This is a genomic window from Psychrobacter sp. BF1 (assembly GCF_019279065.1).
Lineage (GTDB): Bacteria > Pseudomonadota > Gammaproteobacteria > Pseudomonadales > Moraxellaceae > Psychrobacter > Psychrobacter urativorans.
The window spans coordinates 314,872-330,781 of record NZ_JAGYWV010000001.1 but is presented as its reverse complement, the minus strand read 5'-3'; the positions used below and the strand labels follow the sequence as shown (position 1 = coordinate 330,781).

The 15,910-nt window shown below is 42.4% G+C and carries 12 protein-coding genes; 3 read left to right on the top strand and 9 right to left on the bottom strand.

The genetic code is table 11. From position 1 onward, the window contains the following. Window positions 1–186: 186 nt before the first annotated feature. Complete coding sequence (locus tag KZA12_RS01385) at window positions 187–1,587, top strand: peptidylprolyl isomerase (protein WP_218688955.1); 1,401 nt, start codon at window positions 187–189, stop codon at window positions 1,585–1,587. A 512-nt stretch (window positions 1,588–2,099) separates the two neighbouring features. Here KZA12_RS01385 and KZA12_RS01380 read toward each other — a convergent pair. Next, window positions 2,100–3,221 carry an endonuclease/exonuclease/phosphatase family protein gene (locus KZA12_RS01380; protein WP_218688954.1) on the bottom strand — a complete coding sequence of 374 codons (1,122 nt, stop codon included), beginning with the start codon at window positions 3,219–3,221 and terminating at the stop codon, window positions 2,100–2,102. 307 nt (window positions 3,222–3,528) lie between these two features. Between KZA12_RS01380 and asd the strand changes: the two genes are divergently transcribed. Further along, window positions 3,529–4,662 carry an aspartate-semialdehyde dehydrogenase gene (asd, locus tag KZA12_RS01375; protein WP_218688953.1) on the top strand — a complete coding sequence of 378 codons (1,134 nt, stop codon included), beginning with the start codon at window positions 3,529–3,531 and terminating at the stop codon, window positions 4,660–4,662. A 200-nt stretch (window positions 4,663–4,862) separates the two neighbouring features. Here the strand turns inward: asd and KZA12_RS01370 are convergent, their stop codons facing one another. Beyond that, window positions 4,863–5,495, bottom strand: coding sequence for a heme-binding protein (locus KZA12_RS01370; protein ID WP_218688952.1), 633 nt, complete (start codon window positions 5,493–5,495; stop codon window positions 4,863–4,865). 280 nt (window positions 5,496–5,775) lie between these two features. Between KZA12_RS01370 and tgt the strand changes: the two genes are divergently transcribed. Continuing rightward, complete coding sequence (tgt, locus tag KZA12_RS01365; RefSeq protein ID WP_201622334.1) at window positions 5,776–6,927, top strand: tRNA guanosine(34) transglycosylase Tgt; 1,152 nt, start codon at window positions 5,776–5,778, stop codon at window positions 6,925–6,927. Window positions 6,928–7,063: 136 nt separating this feature from the next. Here the strand turns inward: tgt and KZA12_RS01360 are convergent, their stop codons facing one another. The 7 genes from KZA12_RS01360 to rseP form a co-directional block, all read right to left on the bottom strand. Beyond that, window positions 7,064–7,195: a methionine/alanine import family NSS transporter small subunit gene (locus KZA12_RS01360; RefSeq protein ID WP_218688951.1), complete on the bottom strand. Its 132-nt coding sequence runs from the start codon at window positions 7,193–7,195 to the stop codon at window positions 7,064–7,066. Window positions 7,196–7,223: 28 nt separating this feature from the next. Continuing rightward, window positions 7,224–8,741: a sodium-dependent transporter gene (locus KZA12_RS01355; RefSeq protein ID WP_201622336.1), complete on the bottom strand. Its 1,518-nt coding sequence runs from the start codon at window positions 8,739–8,741 to the stop codon at window positions 7,224–7,226. Between the two features lie 264 nt (window positions 8,742–9,005). After that, entirely contained in the window at window positions 9,006–9,782 is a 777-nt protein-coding gene (gene lpxA / locus KZA12_RS01350) for an acyl-ACP--UDP-N-acetylglucosamine O-acyltransferase (RefSeq protein WP_218688950.1), read from the bottom strand. Between the two features lie 201 nt (window positions 9,783–9,983). Next, entirely contained in the window at window positions 9,984–10,505 is a 522-nt protein-coding gene (fabZ, locus tag KZA12_RS01345) for a 3-hydroxyacyl-ACP dehydratase FabZ (protein ID WP_218688949.1), read from the bottom strand. A gap of 120 nt (window positions 10,506–10,625) precedes the next feature. After that, entirely contained in the window at window positions 10,626–11,642 is a 1,017-nt protein-coding gene (gene lpxD / locus KZA12_RS01340; RefSeq protein WP_218688948.1) for a UDP-3-O-(3-hydroxymyristoyl)glucosamine N-acyltransferase, read from the bottom strand. Between the two features lie 167 nt (window positions 11,643–11,809). Further along, window positions 11,810–14,236 carry an outer membrane protein assembly factor BamA gene (bamA, locus tag KZA12_RS01335; protein ID WP_201622340.1) on the bottom strand — a complete coding sequence of 809 codons (2,427 nt, stop codon included), beginning with the start codon at window positions 14,234–14,236 and terminating at the stop codon, window positions 11,810–11,812. Window positions 14,237–14,500: 264 nt separating this feature from the next. Continuing rightward, window positions 14,501–15,877: an RIP metalloprotease RseP gene (rseP, locus tag KZA12_RS01330; RefSeq protein WP_218688947.1), complete on the bottom strand. Its 1,377-nt coding sequence runs from the start codon at window positions 15,875–15,877 to the stop codon at window positions 14,501–14,503. Window positions 15,878–15,910: the final 33 nt, after the last annotated feature.

Sequence of the window (15,910 nt, the reverse complement as noted above, 5' to 3'; positions counted from 1 at the left end):
AGCTAAATGGTCTATAAAAAGCACTAATGTTATGAGGGTTGCCAACCTTTAGCGACTCAATGCCTTTGTTGTATTAAGTTATACTAAATATTTTTAATAGCTAGCTAAGCACTGATAGTTAATTAAGCCTTTATAGATACAGTCACACAACTCCCATCTTATAAGATGATAGTGATCAGGAGCATTATGAGAATTTTTTGTTTACGTCAGACCAGTAGTGCGGTGTTATTAGTAATGAGCGCTGGACTTGCTTTGAGTCTTAATGCTCAAGCAGCAACCGTCAAAAACCAAGCTGCTGCGACCAGTAGTAGTACTAGCGCTAGTCAAAGTACTAGCAATCGTCTGACTGCTAGTAACAGTACCGACGGTATTATTGCGCTAGTTAATGACAATGCTATCTTAAAGAGCGATTTAATCAACGCGGTCATTCAGACTCAATTGCGTGCAAAAAATGCCGGTCAGCCGTTACCCAATTCTGCTCAGCTCCAGTCTGAAGTATTAAATTCCTTAATTCTGCGCGAGTTACAGCTGTCATTAATTAACCGTGTTGGTATTAAGCCTGATGAGGCAGCTATTAATCAGCGCCTAGCAAAAATCGCTGAAGCCGAAGGCCTCGATAGTCTTAGTGCTCTACAACAACGTATGGATTCCCAGCAAGCTGGTGGCTACGCTAGTCTACGTAGTAAGCTGATTGAGGACGCTGCTATTCAAACCTTACAGCAACGCCAAGTCAGCAATCGTGTGCGCATTAGTGAACAAGATATTGATTCATTCTTGGCCTCACCTGAAGCCAAACGTCTCAATCAAAGCGAATATCAAACTATCCACGTGCGTGTGCCCTATATCGATGATTATAGCCGCTTATCACCAGCACAACGTGCTGAAGCTTTAGCAGTAGCAGAAGCATTGCGTAAGCGCTTACAAGCACCAAATGTAGACGTAGATGCTGCTGTTGCTGCTGTTCAAGGTAGCTATGCTATACCACTACAAGGTGGTGATATGGGCTTTCATAAAGCAGCGGCGCTACCTACTGAATTATCTAGTGAAATCACTAAGCTTGCCGTAGGTGAAGTTAGTGCACCGCTTGTAACCCCTGAAGGCATCGATATCATAAAGCTGGCTAATAAAAAAGACAGCGATAGCATGATTGTGCCTCAGTGGCGTACTAGTCATATCTTAGTTAAAGTCGATGACTTACAAACTGATGCTCTTGCTGAACAAAAAATTAATGACCTTTATAATCAGCTGCGCCAAGGGGCTGACTTTTCAGCACTAGCGGCTACTTATTCTGACGATCCCGGCTCAGCAGGACGCGGTGGTGATCTAGAATGGGTTAGCGAACAAGATATGATCGGTCCGTTTGAAGCGGTAATGAAGAACACTAGCGTTAACGATTATTCTGCGCCCTTTAAGACTCAGTTTGGCTGGCATATCTTAAAAGTGGCAGACAAGCGTCAGTATGATGCTAGTAGCGAGTATCGCCGTAATATGGCTCGTCAAGCTCTATACCAGCGTTTAGCGCCACAAGCCCAAGAAGATTGGTTGCAAGAGCTACGAGCCGGTGCTTATATTCAAGTGCTTGAGTGATAGCTAGATAATAGCTAAGCGGTGTTGAAGATTCACAACTAGACACTGCTGAGAGTTAACCATTAGGGCCTATATTACTATATAGGCTCTTTTTTTATGCTAACCGTTATCACTTTGAAGCTATTTGATCTCATTAATTTACTGACAAGAAAAAACCCAAACCTTGGGCAATAGGTTCGGGTTTTAGTTTATTTAGCAGATTGTTATTATTTTATCCTTGCTGACTCATCCTAAGTCATACACGCTAGTTTGTAACAAAATAGACTACTCTATAGTCATGCTACCAGCGTCTCAACACCGCATCCTTACTTATCCTTGTGTCGATGAGGGTATTGTAATGCAAAGCTAAGGATTCGCCTAGACGCTAAAAGCCCCAATCGATGTAAGCATTTGCTTACAATATTTGAATGAGTTTTTAATACGGCTTAGGCGATAAAATAAAACACCAGTCATCTTAATCAAAATCGTTATTTATTAATTACTATCACTGTCTTAAGGTGATGATTGGTTTTTTATTTAGCTTCTTCTGCATGCTCTTTAGAAACCTTACGTCCCTCTTCCTTGCCAGCCTTAATCTTATTTTCAGTTTCTCTAATATCTTCAGCTTCGGGAGTTGGGGCGTTCTCTTCTTGCTTAGCGGTTTCTTCAGGCTGGTACTGTAAGGTAGTCAATACTGGAAAGTGATCTGAGCCGATAGAAGGCAGGCGTTTTATATCAACCACAGTAAAACAGGCACTATGAAAAATATGATCCAAAGCCCATCGTAAAAACGGATATTTTACATGGAAAGTGTTAATGAAATGTCGACCGATACGGGGGTCTAATAGCCCTGAGATACGTTGGAAACGACGAGTAGTCTTTGACCAAGCCACATCATTTAAGTCACCCGCTAAGATGGCGGTTTGTTTATTTTTCTTGATATGTTGACCAACCATCAGCAGTTCAGCATCACGAGTAGTAGATTTGTCCGCTTCAGTTGGACTCGGCGGCATAGGGTGTAGACAATATAGCCAAATGACTCGACCACTCGGTAGACGTAACTGAGTGTGAATCGAAGGAATATCATCAATCATCAGGTACTTCACTTCAGGATCTATCAACTCCAACTTAGAATATAAGTGCATACCATATAAATTATCTAATGGCACTTTGACTGTATAAGGGTAATCAGATTCAATCACGCTCATTGCCTGTTGCCATTCGCCATCAGTCTCAAGAGTAATCAAGATATCAGGCTGTTTTTGGTTGACTAAATCGACTAGCTTTTGCTTATTCTTATTGGGAGTCAGCACATTTGAGACCATGATTTTGAGCTGGTTTACTTTAGCTTCAGAGCTATTGTTAGCGCTCTGCACTTCCTTTTTCCATAGCCTTGTGTAGGGCAGTATCATTCTGATCTGAAAGGCGACACTAGTAGTTAGCGCTATAAATAGTAGCCATTGCCACAGCGACCATTGTGCCCAAAATAATAATAGACCTAGCCAAGCTGAGAACCCCAGCACCATAATTTGGATACGCGGAAACTCAACGCCGCGCACCCACCAATTGTCTAATGGTAGCCAGCCCCAAACCGTCACAAAAATAATCAGTCCTGCGAGCAGCTGGATACCATAATATAGGGCAGATAAATCCATAAAGTTGTTTAACCGACTATCAAGTGAATAATGAATACCATGTTTTAAATAACCATAATATTTTTAACGCCTATTGTGCACTATGTTTGGACTGGATTGTATAGCTATTAAATAAATACTCTACAACTTATATGGGAGCACTTGTAAAGCATTAGCGGCTAATAATAACCCAAAGTTATAATATCTATAGCGAATAGTAGTCAATAAATCGTTAAAATAGTGGTAAACGCCTTGCTTTTTATAGCTATTCACGGCATTGTTATTGGTTGACATAGCAATAAATAACTGTAAAAAAGGATTACAATCGATGAGCAACTTAACAGTAGGTTTGGTAGGCTGGCGTGGTATGGTCGGGTCAGTGCTAATACAGCGTATGCGCGATGAGAATGACTTTTCTGGTATTAGCCCAGTGTTCTTCTCAACCAGCAACGCTGGTGGCGATGCACCAAGCTTCGATGGTATTGAAACTAGCCAACTTAAAGATGCTCATGATATTGAGGCACTAGCCGCTTGTGAGGTGATTATCACCTGTCAAGGGGGTGACTATACGCAAAAAGTACATCAGCCTTTACGTGATAGTGGCTGGAATGGCTACTGGATTGATGCTGCTAGTACTCTACGTATGGAAGATGACAGTATCATCATTCTTGATCCGGTCAATCGCAAAGTGATCGATAGCGCTCTAACTGCTGGTAAAAAAGACTTCATCGGTGGTAACTGTACCGTATCGTTGATGCTGATGGCCATTGGTGAGCTGTTTAATAAAGGCTGGGTTGAATGGGTCAGCGCAATGACTTATCAGGCTGCTAGTGGCTCTGGTGCTAATAATATGCGTGAGCTGATCGAAGGTATGGGCGTATTACGTGATGCGGTTGCCGATGAGCTAGCAGATCCTTCAAGCGCTATCCTTGAGATTGATAAAAAAATAGCCGCCACCCAGCGCTCAGCTGATTTTCCGCAGCAGTATTTTGGCGTGCCACTCGCGGGTAGCTTGATTCCTTATATCGATGTGCAATTAGACAATAAGCAATCTAAAGAAGAATGGAAAGGCGGTGTTGAGACCAACAAAATCCTTGGTAATGACAGTGATAACGCTATCCCTATCGATGGCATGTGCGTGCGTATCGGTGCGATGCGTTGTCATTCACAAGGGCTGACCATTAAGCTTAAAAAAGATATTCCTTTATCAGAGATTGAAGCAGCACTAAAAAATAGTGGTAATGAGTGGCTAGATGTGGTCGAAGATGACAAGCAAGCCAGTATGCAGCGTCTAACGCCGGTTGCGGTCACTGGGACACTCACTGTAGCTGTTGGCCGTCTGCGTAAGCTCAATATGGGTCCTGAATACTTAGGTGCCTTTACTGTCGGTGATCAGCTGTTATGGGGCGCAGCAGAACCGTTACGTCGCATGCTAAACATTATCCGTGAACAAAAAAGCTAATATCTGCTATAAAAAACTCAGTTATCGATAAAATCAAAAAAGACAGCTTAGGCTGTCTTTTTTATTAGGTTAGATTGATGCATTTAAGCTTAAGTTATACCCGACAACACTTTACTCATAGCGATAATGTCTCACTTATCGAACGGCTTAGCTAATAAAAAACCTTCATTATTAACAAGCCCTCTTGTGAATAAAAATTGCTATTTTGCTTGGTACTCAATCATAATCTCATTACGACGCATAAACGGTAGAGTCCAAGGTGGATTGTAGCGCGCCATTTCGGCAGTACCTATTATATTTAAGCCCTGCATCCAAGCCTCTAATTCTGCTGTCTTAGCAGCGACTTTTTTATTACCAGTCAGTCCTGAAAACTTGATAACCCCGTAAGTCTTCGCTGGCACTTCGATAATACTGACTGCCCGATTGTTAGGTTTTGGCAGAGTCTGCATAGTGTATTTGCTTGGCATCACAAACCTTACTCGCCACTTACCATCATTCTCTTGCACCGTAACAGGTGCAGTCATGGCAATCTTTGCTGATGTGCCAGTTTGTGGCTGCATCTTAACCGGCGTGGTCATGCTGATCTTACTACTCTCGCCATTAGGTGCAGTATTATTACCAAAGATATAATCAGCTAATATCCTAAAACCTTTATTACCTGCCTGATTTTGGTCGCCCGTCACCCACGTTTGGGCGACGATTTGTGCATCGTAGCGACGCAGCTCAAAATCTTCAGTTTGGTTTAATATAGTAAAATTAGGTTCTTCGGTCGCCATAGCCACTCCTGGTAACATTAATAAACTGCCTAGCAGCAGATAAGTAGTAGCTTGCATAATCTATCTCCCCACTAAACTAGCAGTGCTTAACTTTTAGATAAAAACTGCTATTTTAATAGCCTATCACCATAGCAACAACCTAACCTTACTGTCTGTATTTTTTCGTTATGACTTAAGCTAACTATTAGCCGCTTATTCTATGGGCTTAGTACATTCGTCGCTTATTACATTCGGCGCTTAGTACATTATTACCCGCTTATAAAGCATCAACGTCCCAATAAACAGTCAGCAATGCTATAATTAGCGCTATTTTTATTGTTTAAACAGTGACTACTATATGCAATTTACTTTACACAAAACCGCTAGCGGTGAGACTCGTGCCCGTCGTGGTACGGTTCACCTTAATCACGGAGAGGTACAAACCCCTGCTTTTATGCCAGTCGGTACTTATGGTACGGTCAAAGGTATGCTGCCTCGCGATATCGAGGCCATAGGCGCTGATATCATCTTAGGTAATACTTTTCACTTATGGCTGCGTCCAGGTACAGATATCATCGACAAATTCGGTGGTTTGCATAAATTTATGCATTGGGATAAGCCAATATTGACCGATTCAGGCGGCTTCCAAGTATTTAGCTTAGGAGCCATGCGCAAGATTACTGAAGAAGGTGTCAACTTTAAATCGCCTATCGATGGCGCTAAAGTGTTCCTGTCACCAGAAAAATCAATGCAAATTCAATACAGTCTTAATTCTGATATCGTTATGCAGTTCGATGAGTGTACACCCTATCCGGCTACTCATGACGAAGCCAAAAAGTCATTGGAGCTATCGCTGCGCTGGGGACAACGTTGTGTTGACGAGCATAATAAATTAGGCAGCACTAATGCCCTATTCGGTATTATCCAAGGCAGTATGTATGCTGATTTGCGTCAGCAGTCGCTTGAGGGTTTGCTTGAGATTGGCTTTGATGGTTACGCCATTGGTGGTCTGTCAGTTGGGGAACCCAAAGAAGAAATGATAGATGTGCTTGATTACCTTCCTGATGACATGCCAGCCGATAAACCGCGCTACTTGATGGGTGTGGGTAAGCCTGAGGATCTCGTTGAAGGGGTGCGTCGTGGCGTTGATATGTTCGACTGCGTAATGCCTACTCGTAATGCACGTAATGGCCATTACTTTGTCACTGGTAACGCAGACAATGTCGGTGTAGTGCGTATTCGTAATAGCCAATATAGAGAAGATGAAGGTGCATTAGATCCTGAATGCGATTGCTATACTTGCCAAAACTTTAGCCGTGCTTACTTATATCATCTTAATAAGTGTAAAGAGATGCTAGGCGCGCAATTGGCGACTATTCATAACTTGCGTTATTATCAGCGCTTAATGGCTGGTATAAGAGAAGCTATTGAACAAGATACCTTTGATCAATTCGTTAGCGAGTTTTACGCTAAGCGTGGTCAGAGTGTACCTGAATTAAATTTGCGCTAAATCGTTGTTAAGGTTTATCTGCTAAAACAAAAATGCCAGACAGTGAAAGCTGACTGGCATTTTTATTAAAGTCATAGTGCTAAGGTTAAAGACTTTAATGCTCTAAAACCTTGCGCTTTTGAGCTTGACGCTCATACTAAATCTGATCGTCTGGCAGTTGATTCATTGGAATATCAGGATGGTTCTTTAGGTGAACGATAGAGAAAAGTAAGCCGCCCCATATAAGCACCATGGAGATAATCATAAAAATAATTGCTGAAGTACTCATAATAATTTCCTATTAAAATATCATTTTATTAAGGTGCGTCATCAAGTAAACGAGCCTTGTCATCTTCTTCATCATATACCCCTTTCATACTACTAAGTACAAATGCTCCTAAGCCGAAGAATACTACGATGCCCCAACCAAATAATAATAGGATGGTTGTAGAGTAGCCTTCATAAGGGGTTTTAACGAGATCGACAATTTTTAAACCTAAAGCAATAGTTAGCACTGTTGGAGTAATGACTGTTAGCATAAATATCCAAGCACCACCTAATTTGATACTAGAAACACGATTGATATGAGCAAGTATGCCTGGGATTTTACGGCGATTAAACCAAGTCAACCAAATAATTGACATCAAACCACCAGCCACGATACCGATATTATTAGCAAAGTGATCGATCACATCTACTAGTACCAAAGAGCTGCCAGTAGAGAAAGCAGCGATAGAGATAATCGCACAAACTCCGCCTATCACTGCAACTGCTTTTTTGCGTGGCCAATCAAACTTATCTTGAAAAGCAGAAATAGGCACTTCAAGAATACTGATTAGCGAACTGATCCCAGCAACTACTAAAGAGCCGAAGAATAGGAAACCCACGATATCACCGCTTGCGCCCATAGTAGAAATTATTTTAGGGAAGACAAAGAACGCCAGTCCAACACCACCACTAGCAACCTCTGATACATCTTGACCAGTTGATTGGGCCATAAAACCGATAGCAGCAAAGATACCAATACCAGCGATAAGCTCAAAAGAAGAGTTGGCAAAACCAACCACTAGGCCTGCGCCTGTTAAGTTAGTATTCTTCTGTAGGTAGGAGGCATAGGTGACCATAATACCGAAGCCTACTGATAGTGAGAAAAATACATGACCATAAGCCGCTAACCAGACGTTAGGATCTTGCATTTTGACCCAGTTTGGCTCGAAGAAAGCGTTTAAACCGATAACTGCACCCGGTAAGTTGACGGCTTTGAATACCATAATGCCAAACAATATAAGCAATAAAGGTAGGCAAATTTTATTAGCCAGTTCAACCCCTTTACGAATACCGCCAAACATAATTAACATAGATACTGCCCAAACGATGAGCAAACCAACGAACATCTGTGGTACGAACACTGAAGTTAAGTCACCAGTGTGGTGTACAAAGTCGCTGACAAAGAAAGTGGTAGTATCTTCACCCCACTTCTGACCAAACGAGAAAAACATATAACTGCCGGCCCAAACGATAACTGCGGCGTAATAAATGGCAATGACGAAAGACACTAGTGTCTGCCACCAGCCCACAAACTGGGCAGAAGGTACCATCTTTTTATAAGCTCGAGGGGCAGCGGCACGATACTTATGCCCAATGGCATAGTCCAAGAATAATAGTGGAATACCTGCGGTTAATAAAGCAATGAGATAAGGCACCATGAATGCCCCACCGCCATTATCATAGGCCACATAAGGAAATCGCCATATGTTACCTAAGCCTACCGCTGAACCAATAGCGGCTATAATGAATCCAGTTCTACCGGACCAGTTTTCCCTTTGTTGTGCCATACAAGACTCCTAAAATCTACTAATAATCTCTTTGATCATTTTTGACTATTGCATTGAATGGCGCAAAATAATCAAAGAAATCATAAGTTAGCTGTTGGTTAAAATAAGTTGCTACAACCTTACTTCACATAATTTCAGAGTTTCTGCTAATCGACACCAAAAGTCAAGCAATCATAAATACAAAAAGCCATAACAATAAGTTATGGCTATAGTAAATTAAAGTATGAGCAGCATTAATACCTGCTAATAATGAGCGAGGATTAGTTAGCGAACTACCCCACGTTTACTATTTGCTAATGAATCGATTAGCAGCTGGATTTTAGGCTCTTGCGGTAATTGCTCATGCAATTTTTCTAGTGCTTGGGCAGTGGTTAATCCTGATCTAAAGATAGTGACATAAGCTTGGCGCAAAATGTTTATAGTTTCTTGTGTCCAGCCTTTGCGACGCATGCCCTCAACATTGAGTCCATGAGTGCTGGCAGGATTACCCGATACCATAGTGAAGGCCGCTACGTCTTTTAAAATTAAACTGGCACCGCCAATCAAGCTGTAATCGTCGACTCGGCAAAACTGATGGATACCTGAGTTGCCTCCTACTATAGTGTGGTTGCCAATAATCACGTGCCCAGCGAGACCAACATTATTTGCAAAAATATTATTATCACCAATCATACAATCATGAGCAATATGGGTATTGACCATCAGCAAATTATGATTGCCAATTTTAGTCAAGCCATTATCTTGCACTGTGCCACGATGCAAACTGCAAGCTTCACGAATAGTATTATGATCGCCAATCTCAAGCCAAGTGCGCTCACCAACATACTTTAGATCTTGTGAATCCTCGCCAATACTGGCGAACTGATAGATTTGATTGTGTTGACCGATACGGGTAAGTTTAGTAACCACTACATGTCGATGCAATACAGTATGAGCGCCGATAGTCACCTCATCACCAATGACACAATAGGGTCCAATAACAGCGGTTTCATCAATAGTAGCTGATGGTGAGATGAGTGCGGTAGGATGAATCTGACTCATAATGTAGGCCTTTGTATTCTTTCATACGAAAAAGTAATGCAAATTCGCATTATAAACTGGTTTGGTAATTATTTACAGGCATCCTACAGTCACTTTATTAACTCGCAACTTGAGAATGGACCATAAAATTAAAGCTAACTAACCCTGATGGCCATTAATAAATAGAGCAATTAATAATAACAGCCATTACTAAAGATAAGATTAAGCAGGCTGTTGTTGGCGAGCAATCATTACTTGCGCACTGGCAGCTAGTTCAGTACCTACATGTACTGTGCAGTCGAACTTATAAATACCTTGTTTTTGCATGATCGTTTTAGCGCGAATAATCAGCTGATCACCAGGAATAACTCGGCGCTTAAAACGGACTTTATCTACTCCTGCAAACAAATACAGATAGCCATCTTCAGCGGTTAACCCTGCACTGATAAAGCCTAACACGCCTGATACTTGTGCCATGGACTCTACCATCAATACACCTGGCATGATCGGCTCATCAGGGAAATGGCCATTAAAATACTCTTCATTAATAGTCACGTTTTTGATACCAGTAATGCACTCGCCAGGTTTACAGGCAGTGATTCTATCGACGAGCATAAACGGATAACGATGGGGCAAATAATGCTTAAGGGTATGATAATTTAGCGGTAAGGTTAAGCCTTGCTCAGCTAATAACTTTATATCTTCTTCTGTAATAGTCTCGATATCGATGTCGATGGCGTTCATGCCTTGCTTCCTTGCGATTGTTGCGGGCTGTTAATAAAAGTAGGTAATAAGAATTTATTTATAATCAAACGTATTGATATTTTATAAAAGTTAATAATAATGCTGCATTAATGAGCAACGTTAGCTGTCCCCAAGTTGACGAAAGCGTACCGCAGCACGTCGCCATTTGGCAGTAGGCATAGCTGCTGTTCCAGAAGAATAGGAGCCAGCGGTCTGAATAGACTTAGTTACCATGGTCATACCTGATAACGTCACATCATCAGTAATCTTAACATGACCATTGATGCCGACTGCTCCGCCTATAATGCAGCGCTTACCGATGATAGTGCTACCAGCAATACCTGTATTAGCGGCTATAGCCGTTCCGTCACCAATATGCACGTTATGCGCAATTTGTACTAAGTTGTCGATAATGACGTGGTTGCCTATGATAGTGTCATCAATGGCACCACGATCCACACAGCTGTTGCTGCCGATACGGACATGATCGCCAATAATAACTCGACCAAGCTGCGCAATCCGCTCCCAACCACTGCTGCTACGATCGCTAGTAGGAGCAAAGCCGAAACCTTCACTGCCAATAACTACCCCAGCATGTAGACGCACATGACTACCAATGATACAGTCATGCGCTACTACTACTTGGGGTTTGATCACTGCATAGTCACCGATGCTACTGCGATCTTCTATCACTACATGCGCATCTAGACAACTGCCTGTGCCGATCTGCACTTGTTCACCGATAACACAAAAGGCGCCAATGCTGACCCCAGCAGCAATAATCGCACTATCAGCGATCACCGCAGTAGGATGAATAGCTTTAGCGGGTATGTTGGGGGCGAATAGCTGACTGGCACTAGCGTAAGCTAAGTAAGGCGTAGCTACTACTAAGCCCACAGAGCTGGTAGGTACTTGAGCGCTAAATGGCTCAGTGATAAGCACGGCTCCTGCTTGGCTACCGCCTAGACGGGAGATGTAATGCGGATCTGCTAAAAAGCTTAATTGCGTGCTTTTAGCGTCAGTTAGGCTGCCAATACTGGTCAGTTGCACCTGTAATTGCTCAATACTCAGGGCAGCCTTATTTAATACGGGCTGGCGCTGCTCAATATGGCTGATAAGTTGTTCAATCGTTATCATAGTCAACGTTAGTATTATTAGTATAAGAAAGTAGGCGCTAAGTTGAGTAGTCAACTTACCGCCTATCGAATTTCGAGGTTAGATCTAGAAATATTATCTAACCTCTATTACGTCTATGTTCTAAAGCTAGCGGGCTGTTCTATGTATTACTAGTACTAACAACTGTCTTAGAACGTACTACCGATTTGGAACTGAACTTTTTCTGTCTGATCGCCTTCTTTGTCACCAAATGGCACTGCATAGCTGATTGAGACTGGGCCAATCGGCGTGTACCAAGTGACACCAGCACCCGCACTAAAGCGCATCTTATTGTCTTGTTGCAGCAATGGCACACCCGTATCAGTACCCTTAACAGGATCGATAAAGGTACGGTTTTCTCTATCTGAAGTGTCAAAGACTTGTCCACCCTCGGCAAACAGTACTGGACGCACTTGATCAGCCCAATCAGCCTTAAACGGTAATGGCAAAATCAGCTCAGCCCCGAAGCTAGCTAATGCATTACCGCCCACTTCTTCATCTCTAAGACGATCACGACCACTGATTGCATCACTATAGGCTTTAGATCTAGGGCCTAAACTTGAAGACTCATAACCACGCACTGAGCCATAACCACCAGCATAGAAGTTTTCATAAAATGGTAAATTGTTACCATAGCCAAGCTTAGTATAGCCACGCGCTACCCAGTCTTTATAGATAGGATAATAGATGTTGCCGCGATAAATGAGCTTTTGGAAGCTAGAATCACCAAGACCGATAGTACCGTCTACCGTATGGCTCATACCTTTGGTTGGGAATACCGGACGATCTAGAGTGCTATAGTCCCATCCTAATAATAAATTATAGGTGGTATAGTCATTCTTAAAGGTAGAAACGCCATCGATAAGTTCACCGGCATCATCTCTAACAGCGTCAACTGTGCCACCACTTTCAAGGATACGATCGACGTTGACTACCCCAAGGTTGCGGCCGCCACGTACCGTGGTATTATCGATGTTAAGACCGGCACTAACCCTTTTAGTCTCATCAACTGGATAGCTGTAGTTCAGCGTACCACCGTACGAATCAGTCACATAGTTGCTTACGTTTCGATCATCGAATTTGGTTTCGCGATAATAAGCACTAATACCTTGCGAGACACCATTTTCAGTAAAGTAAGGGTCGGTATACCCTAAGCTATAAGAATCACGAGTTTCTGAACGTGATAAAGCGGCTTTTACTCGGTTACCAGTACCCATAAAGTTATTTTGAGTCAAATCTAACTGGAAAGTCACACCACCACTTTGCGAGTAACCAGCAGCGATCGTTGAGCTACCAGAGGGCTGCTCAACAACAGTGTAGTTAATATCGATTTGATCAGGCTGATTAGGTACTGGTTTAACATCAGCTTTAACGTCTTTAAAGAAGCCGGTGCGTAACAAGCGAGTACGTGACAGCTGGATCTTTTCATTAGAAGCTAAAGCCCCTTCTAACTGACGCATTTCACGGCGCAATACTTCATCTTTAGTACGTAGATTGCCATTAAAGTTGATACGGCGCACATAGATTGGTCGTGCCGGATCAATATAGTAATCGACATCGACGACCTTAGTTTCATCATTAATGCGTGGCACAGGACGGATTTGGGCTAAGTAAAAGCCTTCGTTACCATAGCGGCTTTTTAATGCTGAAGTTGTCGCGTCTAGCTGAGCTTGTGAGTATTTATCTTTAGGGGCAAAAGTTACTAGATCTTTGAGTTCTGCCGTATCGAATGTTGGCTTACCTAAGAAACTGATGTCACCGAACTGGTATTGCGCGCCCTCTGTTAAGCTGATTTCAATGAATACACTACTCTTATCTTCACTGATGTTTAACACAGCGTTGTCTACTGAAAAGCGTACATAACCATCATTCTGATATAGCGCAGTCAAATTCTCTAAACTGGCCGCCAGCTTTTCTTGCGCATAGCGATCAGATTTAGATAATGCGCGCGTCCATGAAGACTCTTTTAGCGCAAACGCATCTCTTATCTGTTTGTCACTAAAGTGGCTATTACCAATAATATTGATATCAACTACTTTTGAGGGCTTACCTTCAATAAAGCGTATATCTAACTTGACACGGTTACCATCAAGTACTGTTTGATCAACCTCGATATTACTATTGTAATAGCCTTGGCTGATATATTGCTGCTGTAACTCATTAGCAACCCCTTGTAGCGTGGCTTGTTTCAGCACATCGCCTACAGACAGACCAGCGTTATCTAAACCTTGGGTCAGGCCTTCTTTAGGGATAAGCTTGTTACCCTCAAAGTTTACTTCAGCGATGACTGGACGCTCAACTACTTCAAAACGTAGCCGATTACCTTCAACACGGCTTTGAATATTGGCAAAGTTTTCAGTAGCATACAGAGCTTTAATACTAGCCGCAAGACTGCTATCAGTGACGGTATCACCCACTGAAATAGGCAACACAGGATAGAGGCTATCAGGGGTCAGACGCTGTAAGCCTGTAAAACCAATATCGGTCGCTACAAAATCTGCAGCTTGTGCCGATACACTCATCATTGCTACCACTAACGGCAACCCAGCCGCACTCATAAATAAAGGCGTACGCATAAACACTATCCGTCAATAAAAAACTTGCTAAAGTTAAGTTAAAAAGTGTATTTCGTCAGACTCGATAAGTAAAAAATCAACAACTTATCGAAGTAGGACTCAAGACACTGTATATAAAACGCAGGATAAAATAAACTAAAAATTATTATTAGTACAGTTTTAGGGACAGATCTTGCAAAGTCTATGGCACTCATCAGCGCAACATTATACCTACTACAGACGTTAATGTGGCGCATTTTGACCAGTTCTCATCACTAACAATGATCAAAAAAGCCGACTAATATCATTACCAATTGCTAACACCATGAAACCTAACAGTAAGAGTAGACCGATATTAAAACCAGCAATCTGGAAACTCTCTGACAACGGCTTACCACGGATCAGCTCGATAACATAATAGACAATATGCCCACCATCTAACACCGGAATAGGTAATAGATTGAGTACTGCCAAACTAAGACTGATCAAAGCTGCCGTAGATAATACCATCTCCCAACTGATATCAAAGCTTTGCTTGGCTACTTTGGCAATAGTAATCGGACCAGATAAATTATCGAGACCAATCATTCCTGAGAGCATTTTGCCCATAGAGTCGATAGTCATTACGGCTAGCTGCTCAGTCTTTTGGAATGATTTAACTAGTGCTTCACCAGGACCATAAACTATAGTCGTTTTAAACTCATCAGGGACAACGATTTCAGACTGGGCAACCATCGCCCCAATCTGACCAAAATCATTACCTAAATTGTCTTTTTTGCCTTGCGGCATAATTTTTAGCTCTACTGGCTTATCATTACGCAATACGCTAAAGCTCAATAATACCTCAGGGCTATCGCGAATAATGCGAGTAACGCTAATCCAATCCGTTACAGGGGTGCCATTGATCGCTGTGATTTTATCACCTACTTTCATACCTTGTAGACTAGCAGCGCCATCAACACTCAACTCCCCTACGATCGGCGCAATATTAGGCTGCCAAGGTAACATACCAAAGCTGCTTAATGCATCCTTACCTTGGTCATTGCCTTGCATAAATCGCTTTACAGGCGCTTGATAAGTAGTAGCTGGTTTAGTAGCATCAGTAGCTGATTGTAAGGTGACACTGACGTTATCCGTCTCGCCCATACGTCCAGCCAGCCGATAATTAATACCTTCCCAAGTCTGTACTTTATGACCATCAATGGCGACAATCTTGTCTCCTGCTGGCAGCTGCGCACTCGCTGCTGGCGTATTGGGCAGTACTTGGCCAATAGTAGTGGCTAGCTGCTCTGATGGGGTCATAAATAACACCCAAAATAGGCCAATAGCAATAATAAAGTTCATGATCGGGCCAGCGGCGACTATGGCTATTTTCTTTAGAGGATGTTGCCTATTAAAGGCTAAATGCAGATCTTCTTTTGCCACTGCACCTTCGCGCTCATCAAGCATTTTTACATAGCCACCTAAAGGCAATGCAGAAATACGATAGTCGATACCACTGCGTTTACTAGTCCAGCCCGCCAGCTTAGGACCAAAGCCGATAGAATAGGTCAGCACCTTGACACCGCAAAGTCGAGCCACTATGTAATGACCCCACTCATGCAATGCAATCAGAGGGCCTAGCACAAAAATTGCCGCTAATAGCGTTAACAAAAATGTCATGAGCCGCTCTCAATTAAAGGACTTAAGGGTAAC